The sequence below is a fragment of the Spirosoma pomorum genome, assembly GCF_054776615.1.
In genome coordinates, this window is record NZ_BAAHBP010000033.1 from 49,614 (window position 1) to 67,505 (window position 17,892).

A 17,892-nucleotide genomic window follows, 5' to 3' on the forward strand; every position below is an offset into this window, starting at 1 on the left:
CGTAACAACACCACTTTTTTATGTCTCCTGAGTCCACAGACTTACCTATTCTTTTCCAGTCGGCGGATTTAGTTGCCATCAACAAACCCCACGGTCTGCTCGTTCATCGCTCGCCCATTGCCAGTGATGCGAGCGAATTTGCGGTTCAGCTACTACGCGACCAGCTAGGCCAGCGTGTTTTTCCCGTTCATCGGCTGGATCGAAAAACGGGTGGTGTACTCCTATTTGCGCTGGACGAGGCAATGAACTCGTTGATGCAGCAGCAATTCGCGGCTGGCAGTGTCAGCAAAACTTACCTGGCTATCGTGCGGGGATACACCGCCGATCAGCAGGAAATCGACTACCCGCTTCGGCGCGATGATGGGACCGTGCAGGATGCCGTGACTCGGCTGGAAACGTTGAAGCGAACTGAAATCCCGATTCCGTTTGGTAAGCACGCGACGTCCCGGTATTCGCTGGTCAAACTCACCCCGGAGACAGGGCGAATGCACCAGTTACGCAAACACATGGCGCATATCTTGCACCCGATCATCGGCGACCGCCCGCACGGCTGCAACAAACAAAACCGGCTTTTTCTGGAACAGTTTGGCATGAACACAATGCTGCTCCATGCCGATCAGATTCACTTTTCTCATCCGCTTACGAACGAAAGCATCACGATCCGGGCTCCCAGACAGGCGGAGTTTAGTCGAATGATGACCCAACTATTCAGTGCTGACTAATCAATTATAGCCGAAACGTACTAGCTCTTTATGGATATAATCCCCGCACTGGTTGGCACCTGGTTCATCTGTAGCACTAACTTCCCGATGTGGCTCAAAGGTGATAAGATCGACCCAACTTTTACGTATTCCGTTGCAGATAAAAAGGCAAGCGTACCGGTGTTGCTGGACGAAGTCAAATACTGGAAAAAGGGGAAACAGAAAACCCTGACTGGCTATGACTATCAGCATCAAACCGATCCGCTCGCTTTTGAGTGGCGCGGGAAAGGACTGCTGAGCCTGGTAAGGAGTAATTCTGGTAAGGAGTAATTGGCGCGTTGCTCTCCTTGATCAGGAAGGACAATGGGCAGTGATCTGGTTTTCGAAGACGCTGTTTACTCCGGAGGGCGTTGACGTTATCAGTCGACAATCAAGCCTATCTTCTCAGCAACTCAACCAGATAAAAGTACAGATGGCCAATGACACTTTGTTGAAGAAACACTTACCTACCTTGCAAAATCTAGAGAAGTAACCTAGGTATTGGTAAGCCTATGGTACGCTTGCTGCCGTGCCATAAATCAAAAAAGAAAGCCGGGAGCGTTGGCTCCCGGCTTTCTTTTTATCGTTCGATCAATGACCGAGTCTTAGCGACGACGGTTCGACCGTTTTTTCGCTGGTGCAGGCGGAGCCAGCATTTTCGCTTTCTGTTCATCCGTCAGCGGCTTCAGATCAGTGATCGAGTAGCTGTTATCGCTGATGGTTGTGTTGAAGCTACCAACTTGTTGCTCAGGCTGACCGTTGCAAGGTAGTTTCGTAACCGAGAACACAGCGCGGAAGTACTGAACTTGTGGGCGTACCCGGCGTCCTTTGTAGCGCGTTGCGGCACCGCTTTCGATTTTCGACTTCTCAGCCTGTAACTGTTGAGCCAGATCGCCTGGCAGATCACGCAGGTTCAGAATAACCGTGTTCGTATCGAATTCGATAGCGCTGGTTGCCAGACGACGGTTCAGGCTGCGGTAGCGCAGGCGTGTAACCGTATCGCCAACTGAGGTAATGGTACCGTTACAGTAACATACGTTAGCAACTTCGCGGGTGTACGGCGTGCGGTAGTACACTTCCAGACGCTCTAACCGGTGGCGGTATTCACACTCAGCCGTAGCTTTTGGCCGGATGCTGGCGAAGCTCGTCGTAGCGACTTCACTCATACAGCTACCACATTTCGCCATCTGCTGATTGTGCACCGTTACGTAATAGAAACCTGGAACAACCTGACCACCCGAGAAATACTCAGCAGGGAAAGTCAGCGACGTATCGGTCGTGTTTTCCAGTTGCGCGATAACTTGATCGCTACCAGTAGCACCAGCTACAACCGAGTCAGCACGGTAATACAGACGAGCCGTGAACGTTTCGTTCTTTGGATTCGGAGTCGTGCTGCGCCAGCTAATTACAGGAGCAGCAGCGGCCGTGTTAACTGGAGCCGATTGAGCAGCGTTCGTTTCGTCAACATACGCCAGCGATACGCCTTTCAACGATGCGTTGTTGAACTGTACGTTCAGCTCGGGAATCGAGTCGCAAGTTGGGCAGACAGTTGGTGTCTTTGGGATCAGTTTCTTCTGGATGAATCCTTTGCGAACAGCCACACCAGCGCTGAAGCCACCATGTTTCCGGCTGAATTCATACAGTTGATCTTGAACACCGTTGACGATCAGGTAATTCAGTCTCGTATAGAACCCTTGTGCCTGAACACCGATGTTCCAGTTGTTACCCACTGGGAAGAATACGCCCAGCGACAGGATACCACCCGGATGGTACAGTTTCGAGCTTGGGTTAACTGTGCGGATCAGGCGGTCTGATTGTGACGGAACAGACGCCGAGATCGTAGCAGCTTCGGTCCGGAACAGACCACCACGCAGACCTAATTCGATAAAGGTCGTTGCATCTGGATTCCGGCGGCTACGAGCGACCGTGAACGCCAGAACAGGTCCGACCGTCAGGAACATATCTTCGGAAGCACGCTGCCGGATGGTTACCTGACCTGGGCTAGCATTGATTGGCGCAGCTTGTGCCAGTCCATACAAGTAGTCCCGATAAGCACCACGGGTGATATAGTTCTGGTAACCAAAGGCAGTTCCTACCCCAAAACGCAGCCGGCGAGTGGCTGGCGTAAAATAGTAATCGATGTTAGCGGTGATATTGAAACCAGCTCCGTTATAGAGCGAGTTGTCACGCCGAACTGGACCGAAAGTGTTCTCCCAGGTTCCGCAATACGCGAAGTTAGGCCCCGCGAACAGACCAACCCGCCAAGGTGACAGTCTCCGTACAAGGATAAATGTCTGGAACGTCGTGTCGCAGTCATCAAGTTCGGCAACGTCACTTGCCTGAGCCTTGAATTCGTCGCGACGTAGTGTGTCGGTGTAGACGCCTTTCCCTAAACGGTAGATATTTTCCCGTTGCCCAGTGGAACGTGAGGCAGGTTGAACTGTACTCTGCCGGACGGTGTCAGCCTCTTGAGCAAGGCTAACAGAAGGCATTGCAAAACCTAGCAACACGAGTCCAGCCAGCATCCGCATGCGGTGTTGTTGGATAAATGTTCGCATATTCATTGAGTTAATTTGGACGCAATTTTTCTAACTAAACTTCTATTCTCCCAAAGACAGCCCAGGAAACTTAGGGAACGGTCAACCCACCGAAACAGTAGATTTTTACGTTTATTTCCCCTAATTTGTTTCTTTTCAGATAGGTTTCCCTGTAATCTAGGTTCGTACGTATGCCATCCATCTTGTCATTTTTTTTTGACGTTGAAAAACACATACATATTTCTCACAAGACTCCGACCTGATTGGGTGACCGGCAAGAGCGCAGCCACTTCAGAAAGTAGTTCCGATTCTGCTACTCCCTTTCGCATTCCTTCATAGGTTTTTGCGAATCATAGTAGTCAACCGGCCGTTTCTTGTTTTGTTCGTAATCAGTAAACATTGTTTACGTAATCAAACAAGGCTCCTGATTGTTTTAAGATTCCAGTTGAAGACATACCGTTGTAACCTTGACGACGATTTATAGTCTAAAACTGGCCATAATCCCTTTCAGCGGCCAATAATAGACATTATGTATTTATTTGAAAACAAATTTTAGGCATATAATAAATTTCAAAGTACTTTATTGGATTTACAATACTTAATCAAATATTAATCCTATATGGGATTAAATATTGTCTTTTTTTCGCTATATTTCCGGATTAATATTTTTACTGCGGGCCTTTAATTTTTTCAATCGAATTGGTCAATACTGACATATTTCGCTTCATTTTTTTATCAGACAGCCATATTTATCCTCTTGTTGCCTACGCACCCACTTTAGCTACGCCCCCGCATAAATTCTCCGGCCGAACTTTTTAATAAGCCTGCTAAAGAGTTAAGGCAAAACAGTACTCCCCTTTCGACCAGTGCCCTTGCCTGATCGCCGGTAGCGGCAGTTGTTCCTACGATCAAACCAGCTTTTCTGATTTTGTCGACTGCATTACCAATTGCTTTCTTCACGTCATCATGCCCAGGACCATCATAATGGCCCATGGCAATAGCCAGATCGCGAGGCATGATAACGAAACCGTCAACACCTGGTACGGCCAGCAGCCTATCCAGGTTGTCAATGGCTTCCACGGTTTCGAGCTGAGGTAGAATCAACAGTTGTTCATTGGCAAAGCTCATATAGTCACTCTGGTTCATGTCGCCTTGCAAGTAGTCAGCGGCACGTACGGGACCTAACTCTCGCAAACCCGCGGGCGGGTATTTTACTGCGCGGACAAACTCTTCTACGTCAGCAACCGTGCGAACACCCGGTAACAAGATGCCCATCACGCCAGCATCCAATAACTGCGCAATTAGTTTAGGTTCGCTTCCCCGAACTCGGGCGAGCGGTGTAATTCCGCTTATTTCGCAGGCCCGAACAATATCCGGGACCTGCGCAGCACTGATTGGACTATGTTCCGCATCAATTACGTAAAAATCCAGTCCTGAAAAACCGCACAATTCGGCAACAGTTGGGTCAGCGCTGTTTGACAAGATGCCTAGCACAGGCTGACTGTTCAGAAGGCGGGTCTTGATGATATTTTGCTTCATTCTTTATTGATTAATTTTCGCTTTGCCGAAATTGGATGCATATGATTGTAAACGTAACGGATTTTAGAATAACCGACATATTTAATCGCTGAAGTCCTTAATCACATGTACTTTCGTCATGTGGAGAACGCGGTGTGCTGCTTATAAAACATTGGTATAAGTACTTTTATCAGCCTTATTTCCTTCCATCTATGCGTTGGCTTATCTTTCTACTGTTGAGTCCGATGTTTACTCTAGGACAGACGGGTTTTTCGGTTCGCCATCTCACCACCCACGACGGCTTGTCGCAAGGGTCCTGCTATTATATCCTGAAAGACTCGAGGGGATTCGTCTGGATGAGCAGCCAGAACGGTCTTAATCGGTTTGATGGTAGTCGCTTCAAGGTGTATCGATTCGACGAACAGGATTCTACTACGATTGGTAAGGGCGAAATCCGAGGTCTGGTTGAGACTCCACAAGGCGATCTGTGGGTGGGTACGGAAGAGTGCCTTAGCCAGTATGTTCGGCGTACAAATTCGTTCCGGCGTTTTTATGCCACCAACGAAAGGGGCCAACGAATTCCGGCTCTACAAGATCCCTTTTACGCCGATGACTCAACGGTGTGGTATGGGAGTCACTATGAGGGCGTAGTTAAACTGAATTTTCTAACTGGCCGAAAAACGCCCATCAACCCAGCTATAAAACCTAAGTTTAGTCTTGCGCTTCAGTGGATACTGCATCACCCCGAACAACATACCCTTACGTATTTATTACCGACCGGTCTGGTCCAATATAATTATAAGACTCACCAAACCCGCACTCTTTTCACCGGTCAAACTACCGATCAGACAATACATCCCACCACAACGACTTTACCCAGACAACAGAGTTTTCAGTGTATTTTCCGGAGTAAACAGACGGGGCATTACTGTTTGACCAGTCCACAGGGAATTTTCGAATTCGATAAGAATGTCACCCAGTTGGTGCGTTTCCATCCTTTACCCCTCAGCGCAAACAGCTACCGCATCGCTAGTGTCGACGAAGACAGGCAAGGCAATTGGTGGCTGGGCGTCGAAGGGGCTGGCCTCTGGAAATACTCTCCTACCGACCAGCAGATTTTATTAAAGGTTTCACCGGGCAATGGACAGGTAACCGCCACATCACTCCTGACCAATCAGATAGGCCGGGTGTACATTGATAAGTTAGGGCTCGTATGGGTGAATTCGGACCCGTTCGGAGTGGATATTGTGTATTCCACCGCTAAAACGGTTTCAACTATCCCCGATGATACACTCAATGTTTTGGATTTAAATACCCATCCTATCCGGGGATTATGTGAAGATCAGCGGGGATACATCTGGATTGGTACGACAGACGGCGGTATTCGTCGGTACAACCCTAAAACGGGCACTTTCAACGCGTACTTGGCGGATAAGGGCGTTAAAAATCAGGGAAACGTACGACAGATCCTCCAGACACGTAACGGACGACTGCTGGTCGCGAGTCTTCAGGGACTACTACAGTATAGCCCACAACAGGATCGCTTTGTCGAAATTCCGAATCCGCTCTGTACCGATAAAGACTGTCAGTACAACCGGGGACTCTGCGAGTTACCCGATGGCAACTTCGTCCTGGCTTCCTACGGTGGCTTGTTCCTGCTGAGCCCGTCACTCAAACCCATTTATCGACTCGATTCGGGTAGCACTTATTTCGGCACGTTGTATTTTGACCCGACTACCAGCTTACTCTACGCATCCCGACGTGACCAGGACCTTGTGGTTTATAAATACGAATCGGGGCAGTTGACACAGCAGTATGAAACCTTGGCGGGTCATAACGTCATGGCGATTTATCCTGATGCTGGTCGACATTGTCTATGGTTATGCAGCGACCGGGGGCTGGTTCAATTTGCCCCCCAAAAACGTCGTTCGACAAGAGTCTACACCGTACATGATGGCCTGCTTGACGACGTAGTTTACAACCTTCTCCCCGACCGACAGGGTGCTTTCTGGTTAAGTACCAATAATGGCCTGGCTAAGTTTATCCCCTCCCGGCAGCTGATTCGCCCAATCGTTTCTACCAAAGGGCGTGAGTACAACAGTATGGCGGCCCTTAGTAGCAGAGCTGGATTATTTTATTTCGGCGGGGTCCATGGACTGGATTACTTTTCACCGGAACAGCTAAACGCTAACCCCACAACCGTTCCGGTACGCATCGTCGATTTTCAGGTTAATGATCAACCCTACGTCAACGGAGCCGTTCCGGGCGAAACGAAACGAGTTACGCTCACCTACGATCAGCGCACCATATCCATCAGCCTGGCAGCGCTGGATTACTTCAGCAATGGGCAGCATCAACTATTCTACAAACTTTCTGGTATTGATGCCGACTGGGTGCCTCTTCGCGAAGGGAACACAGTCCGTTATGCGAATCTGCCACCAGATACCTACACATTCCAGGCAAAGGCGCTTGATGCTTATGGGCAATTTACTCCAGCTACGCAGTTGCAGATTATCCTTCAGCCGCCATTCTGGCAACGATGGTGGTTCTGGGCTGGACTGCTTTTGCTACTGGTCGGTGGTGTTGCTTTTGGAGTTTATTATTACAACCGGCAGCAATTAAAGCGCCAACAGCAACTGCTACAGAATACGCTGGCTACCCAGGAAGACGAACGTAAACGTATCGCCCGGGACCTTCACGACGACGTAGGCAATACGTTGGCTGCCGCTAAGGGGATTCTGGAGCGAACGCAGACTCAGCTCATTGAACCGGCCGAACTGGCAAACGTTGCGCACGCTTACGCGCTGGTCGATAAAGCCAGCAGTGACTTACGCACCATCACGCACGACCTGATGCCGGTTGAGTTTGACAAGTATTCATTAGCGGAGGTCGTTGACCAGCGCGTTGATGAGGCTAACCGGTCGGGGAAACTCCGTTTTGAGTTTATACAGTTCGGTACTGTCCGGCGGCTCACTCCCGAACGTGAGCTGGTAACCTATCGCATTATTGCCGAATTAATGCAGAACGCTCAGAAGCATGCCGGAGCCGGCGTCGCTTATATCCAGCTTGGCTTCCACGCTCGCGAACTGATGGTTGAAGTACAAACGCCCATTGGTAATCACCCAATTAATTCTTCAGATACTGTTACAATATCAGCCGGTATCGGTCAAAGAAATATAGTCCATCGAGCCGAATACCTACAGGCCGAGCTGACTACTGATAGCAACGTCGACAGTTACACCGTTCTCCTCAACGTTCCCTATGATGCAGCCATTCCAACTTCCGACTCGAGTTCTGATCATTGACGACCATCGTTTGTTTAACGACGGGTTGCGACTCATGCTCAACGAATCCCCGGATATAGACGTAATTGGGCAGATCTACTACAGCCGTGAGGCCATGCAGAAAATTACGCTGCTGCATCCTGATGTGCTGATCATCGACTTTAATATGCCCGAGCTGGATGGACTGGCATTAACGCGGCAGATTACCGCCGAGTTAGCAGACCAGTGCATTCTGATTCTTAGCATGTACGGTGAACAGCGCTACATCGACGACTTCAGGCGGGCCGGTGCCCTGGGGTACATGTTGAAAACAGCCACTCGGGCAGAGCTCCTTACCGCAATTCGCGCTGTGGCGCAGCACCAGCCTTATTTTGATCCCAAATTATCGGACGTAAAACAATTCAGCAATCACACGGACGATGTTTTCCTGCGCAAACACCGTTTGACCCCGCGCGAGGTCGATATCATCCGTTTGCTGAAGGACGGGTTGAGCAGTCACCAGGTTGCCGACCGACTGATTTTGAGCGTTCATACGGTAGATACCCATCGAAAAAACATCTACGCAAAACTGGGAATCAGCACAATAGCCGAGCTGGTTCGTTTTGCCATAGAAGCAGGTATCTGACCACAACCGTTTAATATACCTGAATTCAGGTATTGTTCTCTTCGTCTTTTTAGCGAAACTTTGTTTTGCTTCTTTCCATCCATACGGTTACCCGCTAATACAGAAAAGTCGATTGTTCTGATTGTTCAGGCAGCCGGCTTTTTCTGTTTAACAGCCTTCAGAAATACAGCCGGTTTGCGATACGGAACGTATTGCAGTGCGCTTCGACAATGTCAACTAGCCGGGGCGAGTAGCCGCCCCCCATGGACACCGTAATCGGAAGCCCATATTTTTTTGCTTGTTCGAACACAAACGTATCCCGTTGAAGACAGCCTTCCCGACTGACGGCCATTTTCCCCAGCCGGTCCGAAGCCAGAATATCGACTCCCGACACAAAAAACAGAAAATCGGGTACCTCGCGCTGAATCAGACGCGGCAGCGTATCATATAATGTATTCAGGTAAATATCATCAGCCGTACCCGTGGCCAGTTCAATATCCAGATCCGACTGCTCCTTCTTTAGTGGATAGTTGTCCTTCCCGTGCATACTAAAGGTAAACACCCGCGGGTCCCCCTGGAACATGACGGCAGTTCCGTTTCCCTGATGCACATCCAGGTCAATGATCAGAATTCGTTTCGACTGCCCTGTTTCAAGCAAATAGTGAGCGGCTACGCCCACGTCATTCAGCATGCAGAATCCCTCTCCCCGATCCGGGAAAGCGTGGTGCGTTCCTCCCGCTACGTTCATGGCTACCCCATCCTGTTTCGATTTCTGGGTGCAGTCGATCGTACCCTGCGTGATAATCCATTCCCGATGAATCAACTCGGGCGTTAATGGGAACCCGATCCGGCGTACCATGGCAGGATCGACCGTTAGGCTTTTTAATTGATGAACGTACTCCGCGGTATGGACGCCCAATACCCAATGATCGTCCACCGGGGCCGGATGAAAAAAGTTGTCCTCCGAGCAAGTCCCTTCATAGAGTAACTGCTCGTAAATCAATTCGTATTTCAGCATCGGAAACCGATGGCCTTCCGGTAGTCGTAGCCGGTACTCCGGCGAAAACGCAATCTGAAGCATGTAAGGGGTTAAGTCCGTTTGATAAAGTTACGGCTTACCTAACCCGCTAACGACGGCTTGTGTTAGTATTTGCTGTTTTTTGCGTGATTATAGAGTCGACTCAATCGTATGAAAATAGCTATTATTACTGGAGGTGGTCAGGGCATCGGTCGCGTAACAGCGCATTACTTACTAACCCATGGTTTCCGGGTTGCCATCTGGGAGTCTGATAAAGAAGCGCTTACTGAAGCGAAGAAGCATTTCGACGCTTCGCCTGATCAGCTTTTCTTCGTAGCCTGCGATGTCTCCAGCGAGGCCGAGGTTCAGCAGGCCGTTAAACAAACAGTTGATCACTTTGGCCAGCTCGACGTTCTGATCAATAATGCCGCCGTCATGGCCGAAAAACCACTGGATCAGTTCACACTTGATGACTGGAATCAGGGCATTGGGGTTAACCTGACCGGTTCGTTCCTGTGCGCCAAGTATACCGCTCCGTACCTGAAGACCCAACAGGGTTGTATCATCAACATGTGTTCGACCCGGGCGTTTCAGTCCGAACCGGATACGTTTGCTTACTCAGCGTCTAAGGGAGGAATTTTTGCGCTGACGCACTCGCTTGCGATGAGTCTGGGGCCGGATATTCGCGTCAACTGCATTAGTCCCGGCTGGATCGACGTATCGGCATTCAAAACAAAAGGCAAACCCGAAAAACTACGCCCCCAGGATCACGAACAACATCCCGCCGGGCGCGTTGGTCAGCCTGACGATATAGCCCGACTGATTTTGTTCCTGACCCAACCGGAAAATAACTTCATCACCGGTCAGAACTTTACCGTCGATGGGGGCATGACCCGTAAGATGATTTACGTCTAAAATTAGAAACATCAGCTCTTTCCAACCAGTTTATACGCTACGTTTAACATCAACCTCATCATGAACATTGATATTGCTGCTTCCCCGGAAACAGCGCCATTAGAAATTATTGATTTACAGGTTACCACTAAACGACTGGCTGACAAGTCGTTGCTTTCAGTTCATTTTTTCTTCCGGAAAGACCGAAAAGACCGGCGTTTCCAAATGCCTCCTTTGTCATGGTTTGATGCAGGTCAGTTTCAGCGGTTTTCGGAAGAATTGGCGGTTGCAAATCACCCCGAACAGGTACAGGTTGATCTAATCGATGCGGGTATTCGCCTAACGGGTTATGTCCGGCGGTTAGCTGGTCGTTGGAACGCTGGCCGCACGATTCATGTCGAACCGCTGCCAACGGCGGAGAACCAATTCACACCTTTTTCGCTGTATGCGTCCCACAACGACGTAAAGACGCACGCCCAAAAGCTATACAACCGTCTATGGGAGGTATTTACTCGCGGATAACCAATTCCTAGTTTCAACGCTTAATCACTCAACATTATGGAAAGCACTAATCAGGACGCCATGCTTAATCAGACGACGCCAACCTATGCCCCCGAAACGGGAGGTCCCGCGCAGACACCTGACGAAAGCATTATGATCAACGAAGATTACAACCCGACCGATTTGTCCGGCGATGCGCATACGATGCCCACAACGCCAACCGACGAAGCCGAAAAGCGGGCGAACAGTGATGGCACCGGAGCGGTTTCGGATAGCCCTAACATGCAGCCCGACACCGATAACTACGGCAACGGCGATGCCTTGGGTAATAACGATGGAACGATGCCCGATCCCGAACAAAGCGACAACGTATAAGAAGCTTGTATCATAAAATGAAAGCCACCTGATTGACCAGGTGGCTTTCATTTTATGATACAAGGTCGCGTGTTACACGCCCAACGGGCCACCCGCCGTTACGTCCATCTGTGGATCAACAATAGGTTCGCGGCTGGCGTGATGGCTACCAGGGTGGTTATCTTCTTCCTTAGCCTGACGATTCACGAATGTTTCGGCCAGCGCCGTTAGCTTATGATCAGTCAATTTTTCTTCCTCCAGTGTTTTGGCCAGCAACTCGGCCGACTGATCAAAACCCAATACATTGGCCAGAGTTAGCAATGACCCATAAGCGGCTATTTCATAGTGCTCAATTTTCTGAGCAGCAATGATCAAACCAGCGTCGCGTGTTAAAGAACCCGTTTCGGTCGTCGCAACAATACGCTGTGCGTCGTCGATCAGGCCGTCAATTGAGGCTGTTGTGTGCTCACCGTTGGCAATGCTGATGATTCGGAAGATTTCTTCCAGCCGCTCGACCTGGATTCTGCTTTCTTCCTGGTGTTGCAGGAAGGCATTACGTACTTCGTCGGTCGTACTGGCGTCAGCCTGTTCACCCAGTGCCTCAACAATCTGCTTCTCGACGTAATAAACGCTTTTCAGTTCACTAATAAATAAATCTCGTAACCCTTCGTCCGAAGACGAATCATTGCCGCTGAAAAAATCGGCTATGCGGTCAGTTAAGGATGCCATAACGTTGTTGTTTATAGTTGTTTACTGTTGGTTGGCAGAAAGAAAAAACCACAAAAGGTGTTGATCTACGCTAGTAATACAACTAGCCATGTACTTTTAATGTTGGCGGTTTTCTGGATTAGTTTAGCCAACCTTGTTCCGCGTTTGGGAGTGAATTAACAGTGTAGACTGTGACGGTTACTAAAACTCAGTAATCAAATGACAATAAGTCGATTCCAACCATAAAAGATTGATAGCCAGCGGAACGAGTATCATAACGCTTACCTGGTCTATCACCAGCAAAATCACTCAACCCATGTACGTTCGTTTTCGTAGAGTTGCTTTATTTTTAACTCACCAACGCCCTGTCGATTGTCAGCCCCCCCTTACTGGCTTATAGACCTACCTTATAATGCTGCACATATTCCCTTACTACTTAGGCCTCATTGTCATTATCGTGCTGCTAATTATGCTCGCGAATAAGATCAGGGTGGCTTATCCTATTTTGCTGGTGCTTGCGGGTCTGGCAATTAGCTTTATTCCGGGCGTGCCGACAGTTCAGATCAATCCCGAACTCATTTTTCTGATTTTCCTGCCGCCCCTTCTGTACGAAGCAGCCTGGGCGATCTCCTGGAAAGAGATGTGGAAATGGCGACGTATCATCAGCAGTTTTGCCTTTTTGGTCGTCTTTCTTACCTCATTTGCCGTAGCCTGGGTATCCAGTAAGTTTATTCCCGGCTTTACGTTGGCGCTGGGTTTCTTGCTGGGTGGTATTGTGTCGCCACCCGATGCCGTAAGTGCCGGAGCCATCCTGAAGTTTGTCAAACTGCCGAAGCGCATGGAGTCAATGCTGGAGGGCGAAAGCCTGCTCAACGACGCATCGAGCTTAATTATCTTTCAGTTTGCTCTGATCGCAGTCAGCACCGGTCAGTTTATGCTGAGCGATGCGGCCCTGAGTTTTAGCTGGATGGTCTTTGGAGGAGTTGGTATTGGTCTGGCAATCGCGGTTATCTTTTTCAAACTTCACAAATTTCTCCCCGGCGACGCGAATACCGATCTGGTCTTTACGTTGGTCACGCCGTATATCATGTATTTAGTCGCCGAATCCGTACACAGTTCGGGAGTGTTGAGTGTTGTCAGCGGAGGACTGTTTCTATCGCAGCGCCGACACCTTTTTTTGAGTAGCACCAGCCGTCTGCGGGCCGTTAACGTCTGGGAGTCGATAAGCTTTATCCTAAACGGATTGGTGTTTATGCTTATCGGGTTGGATCTTCCCGAAATCACCGCCGATCTGGAACGGGTAAGTCTTATATCCGCAATCGGCTACGGACTGTTGATAACGTTTGTCTTGATCGTTATGCGCTTGTCATCGGCCTTTGGAGCCATCGTCGTGACGATGATCGCCCGCAACTTTATCACCGTAGCCGACTCTCGTTATCCCGGCGTGAAAGGACCTTTCATACTGGGTTGGGCGGGTATGCGTGGCGTTGTCTCCCTGGCGGCTGCCTTGTCGATTCCGGTTCAGCTTAGTAACGGAGCGCCATTTCCGCAACGTAATCTCGTCCTGTTCATCACCTTTATCGTCATCCTATCAACGTTGATACTCCAGGGGTTAACGCTTCCCCTTTTTATTCGAGCTTTCAATCTATCAGATTCCGATAACAACTTACCCGAAGAGGAAGCGTATCATGTCATGTACAAGCGGTTGTCGCAACAGAGCCTGACGCATCTCAAGACTCATTACGCAACTCAAGTGAACGACCACCCAGCCTTTCAGCAATTGGTCCGAAAGTGGGAAGACAGCAATGAGTTGCTCGATGATGAACTGCAAACAGCCGACCACAAGGATATCTATCTGCAAATACTTGATCAGCAGCGGCACTGGTTACGTGAGTGGAACAAAGACTCAACTACGAATGAAGCTATCGTTCGCCGGCATCTGATGCGGCTGGATTTAGAGGAAGAGCGAATTCACTTTCTCTAGTGAGAAACCAGGGCTAGCCCTTTTGTACACTCCCTAGACAGATAAACGACCAGCGGAAACACCTTCCTGGAAGAAGCGTACTTTCTGGGCAGCTATAGCTGATTTTTTCTCTTTATCTATGAAGCAGACTGCGCTTGAGCCAGCAGTAAATAGCCACTGATTACGATGTATGCGCTGAGGAATAAATAAGGTTCATGAACAATTTTTCTGCTTTCACAGGCTATCGAAAGCCACTGTAAACTATGCATTTTTCTACCGCTAATAACCGTGAACAATTAAGGATAAAAATGCTTAAGTGAACAACAGTTAACTGTATCCTTACAGAAAACTGTTCTGGTACAAAAAGGGGATAAAAAGCAGGTTGACATAAACAACCTGCTTTTTTCTATTTGCTTACGTAAACCTATAGATACCCCGTACTTTCTCTACGGAATTAAGGGGTGTTTACATAGCCCGGAAACGGCACTGACCATATTTAAATGTATCTATTCCGGTCATCTTGCTTTCTGTACTGCAGCAGGAACACAGTTTAGGCATTGACAGTCAGCCGTAGCCAGTCTGACCGGAACATCGATAAAACACCCCCCTCCCGCCCCGAACAACCGAACGGTATATAACTGCGTACTAGCAGGGTTAGCTAAGCCCGCAAACCGTACCGTATTATTACTTACGAGTAGATTGCTACCAGCCCCGTACGCAGCTCCTGAATAGATGCTTCCAGGCGATATATCGGCCCGTTCGGTGTTCTGTAACGTAGTAAATACGATTTGTGCATTGTTGCTTGCCACGGAGCCCGTGCAACTAGCAGGAATCGACGTGGGAATTGCTTGAAAGGAAGGCGCAGTATTGACGACGACCGTAGTCGACGTGGCCGCAGAACAGGTTGTTGCCAACGTACACGTTACCGAATACACATCGTTTATTAAAGGACTAATGAGCAGTGAGGTCGTGTTCGCCCCCGTTGACCAGAGTAAGGTCCCCGTACTACATCCCCCCACCGTCAAGGTTGTCGAACGGCCCGCGCAGATCGTTGACGAATTGATTGTTAGTTGTGGTACCGGATTAACAGTAATGGTTGTACTGACAGTAGCGCTGCACCCTTGGGTATTGCTAATCGTAACCGAGTAAACACCGCTCGTTGACACCACGATTGAAGCCGTTGTTTCGGTTGTGGACCAACTGTAAGCTGACCCTCCCTCAGCTGTTAGGGTTGCACTCTGCCCCTGGCATAACGTTGTACTACTCGCAGTGATGGTCGCGGTTATGGCCGGATTGACCGTTACGATAGTCGAAGCAGTGGCCCTACACCCCTGGGCAGAAGTAACTGTAACAGAATAAGGCGAACTGGCCGTTGGAGAGATCACCAAAACGCCCGTCGTATTCGTCAGTCCCGTGCCAAACTGATAGTTACTGGTCCCTGTGCTGCTATTGGTAGCGATCAGCGTGGTACTCGTCCCACTACAGATAGTGGCGCTACTGAGTGTAGCGTTTATGGAAGGTTGTGCATTAACCGTTAACGATGTTGCTGCCGACGTACAGCCGCTTAAATTTCGCACAGTCACGGCATACGTACCCGGACTAACTCCCGTAAAGACTGTACTACTTTGATAATCCGTCCCGTTGACACTGTAGGTTATTCCCGTTCCAGCAGGAGCGCTTACCGTGATGGTTCCAGTGGCCACGGTACAACTGGGTTGACTGGTCACACTGGCCGTAGGTGTCGTGGGCGTTAACGGCGAAGCACTGATGGTTACAGATGTAGGTGTTGATGTACACACACTACTGGTTCCGTTACGTACTCGTATCTGATACGTTCCTGAACTGACCCCCGCAAACACGGTTGAGGGCTGGTAGGTCGTACCATTGATGCTGTAAGTGTAGCTAGTGCTCAGGGGAGCCGCTACAGTGATTGTGCCCGTAGGTAGGTTACAGGTAGGCTGGGCAGTTGCCGCTGCGGTCGGTGCTACCGGGACGCCCGCCTGGGTAATAACGACGGACTGGGTGGCTCCATAACATCCTTTCACTGAATTATAATAGGCACTGTAATACGTTCCCGCTGGCACCGCGGTCAAACTAGTGATGCGGTTCGCTTCAGTGGCCATGGGCCCGGTATGCCAGGTCTGGCTACTACTACCAGGCGTATTAGTAGCCGTAAAACTGGTGAGATTAGCCGTTGAAGCGGGACAACTGATCGTAGTAGAAGTACTACTACTAAGAGAAGGCGCCACATCGGCGATGGATATTGCGTCTAAAAAATTACCGACAGAGGCATTGCCCCCCGCCGACGAGACCGACGTAAAACGTATGGAAAATACATTGGCACTCCCGGTTGGTAACGTAAACGTCACGTTATAATATCCCCAGGCGGTGTTGCCATCGGAGAAGTTACCCAGGTTTAGGACCGACGTTGATCCGACGGTAGCGCTGGTAGGACTGGGGGTCCCTATTGACACGTTCATCACATCGGTACCACTACGTCCCCGGTGAGCGAAATTAAGCGTAAACGTACTGCCGGCTGTTGCCGTAAAGTTTTGAAAAAGCGTTGATACGACGTTAGCGTTGAGTTCAACAAACTGGTTCCCAGAATAAGCAGGCACGCTCTGAAATCCACTCCGCCATAATTCAATTTGCCCGTCTGAGGCAGTAGTCCGCCAGGGTGGTACTAGAACATTCTGACTGGCGATAGTATTAGAGGTTGGATTGACCGCTGACGTTTCAAAATCTGTGTTCGTTAAGTAAGTACACTGAGCAGCAACGTTGGCGGAAGAGGAAATAAGCAAAATGAAAATGCTTATTCTGAGCAGCAATTTATGAATGAGAAAGCATTTGTTCATGGGTGAACAAGTTGCCCACCAAATTCACGCCAACGACGAAGACCAACATGAAATTTATATTATATGTACATTATATCTAAATAGACTACCATACGATCAAGCAAGTGATGATACTAGCCGACCTTATTATGGTAGCAAAGGAGTTATCTTCGTTTCGTGCCATACTTACTCTCGCACGAAAATCAGGCCGTTTTCCAGGTTGAGTTTGTACCAGACGAACAGCCACTTGTAAAGCAGCCGTTTCCCTACCCCGTAACCTTACTAGTTTATCCTGTCGAACTCTATCCCGGTTTGAAGAGTAAAATACTTTAGGTTGTCTTATGAAAGGAGCGGTTCGTTGGACCGCTTTCTTTTTAGGCAATAATTATTTCTCTACCGACAACCCTAGTTGACTGCTAGTTGAGTAAACGCGAGTTGATCGTCGCTCGATGGGAACGGCTGATGAACTTGTTTCTTTACTAATTCGTGGTCGTTTCGAACGTTTGGTTTTGTCTGTTGCTGACATTGCTATAGTATTTGTTTTCCTGCCCCATACAATCAGCTATCATAGGCAGTTGTTAGCTCGTATGAGCTAACGGTCCTCTATCTATCAGTGTTATCAGAAAACAGGAAATGGTAGCCAATATAAAAGCCATACCTCTCGGTATGGCTTTCCTTCATTCATTTACTCAGTATCAACCGAGATCCACCAAGAAACTTCAAACTAACTGGAACGTCGTATAAAAGCGCTTTAGCGGTTGCCTGAATGCCTTGGGGTATGGTAACTACGTGCTTTAAGTGAACAACATCCGTCGCTGTGGGCACCCAGCCACAGGACATATGCTTGGATCGACCCAGTTACCGCTTTTCAATGTATACATGGACTCATAGGAAGGCATAGTCTGAAAAGTTACCGAAGCAGAAAAATTCGAGCTTT

General features: G+C 49.0%; 13 protein-coding genes. 8 read left to right on the top strand and 5 right to left on the bottom strand.

Going from position 1 to position 17,892, the window contains the following annotated elements:
• Positions 1-20 precede the first annotated feature (20 nt).
• Positions 21-722: a pseudouridine synthase gene (locus ACYVAD_RS20575; protein ID WP_461141419.1), complete on the top strand. Its 702-nt coding sequence runs from the start codon at positions 21-23 to the stop codon at positions 720-722.
• A 30-nt stretch (positions 723-752) separates the two neighbouring features.
• Positions 753-1,031: a hypothetical protein gene (locus ACYVAD_RS20580; protein ID WP_461141420.1), complete on the top strand. Its 279-nt coding sequence runs from the start codon at positions 753-755 to the stop codon at positions 1,029-1,031.
• 314 nt (positions 1,032-1,345) lie between these two features.
• Here ACYVAD_RS20580 and ACYVAD_RS20585 read toward each other — a convergent pair whose 3' ends face one another.
• Entirely contained in the window at positions 1,346-3,265 is a 1,920-nt protein-coding gene (locus ACYVAD_RS20585; protein WP_461141465.1) for a hypothetical protein, read from the bottom strand.
• A gap of 789 nt (positions 3,266-4,054) precedes the next feature.
• The gene (locus tag ACYVAD_RS20590) at positions 4,055-4,816 is read right to left on the bottom strand and encodes an HpcH/HpaI aldolase family protein (RefSeq protein ID WP_461141421.1); all 762 of its coding nucleotides are present in this window, start codon (positions 4,814-4,816) and stop codon (positions 4,055-4,057) included.
• Positions 4,817-5,007: 191 nt separating this feature from the next.
• Between ACYVAD_RS20590 and ACYVAD_RS20595 the strand changes: the two genes are divergently transcribed.
• Positions 5,008-8,100: a two-component regulator propeller domain-containing protein gene (locus ACYVAD_RS20595; protein ID WP_461141422.1), complete on the top strand. Its 3,093-nt coding sequence runs from the start codon at positions 5,008-5,010 to the stop codon at positions 8,098-8,100.
• Positions 8,057-8,704 (top strand): response regulator, encoded by a 648-nt coding sequence (locus ACYVAD_RS20600; RefSeq protein ID WP_461141423.1) that lies wholly within the window; start codon positions 8,057-8,059, stop codon positions 8,702-8,704. The genes ACYVAD_RS20595 and ACYVAD_RS20600 overlap by 44 nt, the downstream gene beginning before the upstream one ends.
• A 157-nt stretch (positions 8,705-8,861) precedes the next feature.
• Here the strand turns inward: ACYVAD_RS20600 and ACYVAD_RS20605 are convergent, their stop codons facing one another.
• Positions 8,862-9,764, bottom strand: a complete 903-nt coding sequence (locus tag ACYVAD_RS20605) for a histone deacetylase family protein (protein ID WP_461141424.1) — start codon at positions 9,762-9,764, stop codon at positions 8,862-8,864.
• 108 nt (positions 9,765-9,872) lie between these two features.
• On the opposite strand from ACYVAD_RS20605, the gene ACYVAD_RS20610 reads away from it, so the two are divergent.
• From ACYVAD_RS20610 to ACYVAD_RS20620, 3 genes are read left to right on the top strand one after another with little or no spacing between them, the layout of a single operon-like run.
• Positions 9,873-10,616 carry an SDR family oxidoreductase gene (locus tag ACYVAD_RS20610; RefSeq protein ID WP_461141425.1) on the top strand — a complete coding sequence of 248 codons (744 nt, stop codon included), beginning with the start codon at positions 9,873-9,875 and terminating at the stop codon, positions 10,614-10,616.
• A 60-nt stretch (positions 10,617-10,676) separates the two neighbouring features.
• Positions 10,677-11,117: a hypothetical protein gene (locus ACYVAD_RS20615; protein WP_461141426.1), complete on the top strand. Its 441-nt coding sequence runs from the start codon at positions 10,677-10,679 to the stop codon at positions 11,115-11,117.
• 36 nt (positions 11,118-11,153) lie between these two features.
• Complete coding sequence (locus ACYVAD_RS20620) at positions 11,154-11,471, top strand: hypothetical protein (protein ID WP_461141427.1); 318 nt, start codon at positions 11,154-11,156, stop codon at positions 11,469-11,471.
• A 72-nt stretch (positions 11,472-11,543) separates the two neighbouring features.
• Here the strand turns inward: ACYVAD_RS20620 and ACYVAD_RS20625 are convergent, their stop codons facing one another.
• Positions 11,544-12,179, bottom strand: coding sequence for a YciE/YciF ferroxidase family protein (locus ACYVAD_RS20625; protein ID WP_461141428.1), 636 nt, complete (start codon positions 12,177-12,179; stop codon positions 11,544-11,546).
• Positions 12,180-12,570: 391 nt separating this feature from the next.
• Here ACYVAD_RS20625 and ACYVAD_RS20630 point away from each other — a divergent pair, with 391 nt between their 5' ends.
• On the top strand, positions 12,571-14,142 hold the full coding sequence (locus tag ACYVAD_RS20630) for a Na+/H+ antiporter (protein ID WP_461141429.1): 1,572 nt from the start codon (positions 12,571-12,573) through the stop codon (positions 14,140-14,142).
• Positions 14,143-14,636: 494 nt separating this feature from the next.
• On the opposite strand, the gene ACYVAD_RS20635 is transcribed toward ACYVAD_RS20630, so the two are convergent.
• Positions 14,637-16,976: a hypothetical protein gene (locus tag ACYVAD_RS20635; RefSeq protein ID WP_461141430.1), complete on the bottom strand. Its 2,340-nt coding sequence runs from the start codon at positions 16,974-16,976 to the stop codon at positions 14,637-14,639.
• Between the last annotated feature and the right edge of the window lie 916 nt (positions 16,977-17,892).

Coding starts and splice junctions, on each gene's coding strand:
- ACYVAD_RS20610 (WP_461141425.1), top strand. CDS start 9,873: ATGAAAATAGCTATTATTACTGGAGGTGGTCAGGGCATCGGTCGCGTA.
- ACYVAD_RS20575 (WP_461141419.1), top strand. CDS start 21: ATGTCTCCTGAGTCCACAGACTTACCTATTCTTTTCCAGTCGGCGGAT.
- ACYVAD_RS20605 (WP_461141424.1), bottom strand. CDS start 9,764: ATGCTTCAGATTGCGTTTTCGCCGGAGTACCGGCTACGACTACCGGAA.
- ACYVAD_RS20615 (WP_461141426.1), top strand. CDS start 10,677: ATGAACATTGATATTGCTGCTTCCCCGGAAACAGCGCCATTAGAAATT.
- ACYVAD_RS20580 (WP_461141420.1), top strand. CDS start 753: ATGGATATAATCCCCGCACTGGTTGGCACCTGGTTCATCTGTAGCACT.
- ACYVAD_RS20595 (WP_461141422.1), top strand. CDS start 5,008: ATGCGTTGGCTTATCTTTCTACTGTTGAGTCCGATGTTTACTCTAGGA.
- ACYVAD_RS20620 (WP_461141427.1), top strand. CDS start 11,154: ATGGAAAGCACTAATCAGGACGCCATGCTTAATCAGACGACGCCAACC.
- ACYVAD_RS20590 (WP_461141421.1), bottom strand. CDS start 4,816: ATGAAGCAAAATATCATCAAGACCCGCCTTCTGAACAGTCAGCCTGTG.
- ACYVAD_RS20630 (WP_461141429.1), top strand. CDS start 12,571: ATGCTGCACATATTCCCTTACTACTTAGGCCTCATTGTCATTATCGTG.
- ACYVAD_RS20600 (WP_461141423.1), top strand. CDS start 8,057: ATGATGCAGCCATTCCAACTTCCGACTCGAGTTCTGATCATTGACGAC.
- ACYVAD_RS20625 (WP_461141428.1), bottom strand. CDS start 12,179: ATGGCATCCTTAACTGACCGCATAGCCGATTTTTTCAGCGGCAATGAT.
- ACYVAD_RS20635 (WP_461141430.1), bottom strand. CDS start 16,976: ATGAACAAATGCTTTCTCATTCATAAATTGCTGCTCAGAATAAGCATT.
- ACYVAD_RS20585 (WP_461141465.1), bottom strand. CDS start 3,265: ATGCTGGCTGGACTCGTGTTGCTAGGTTTTGCAATGCCTTCTGTTAGC.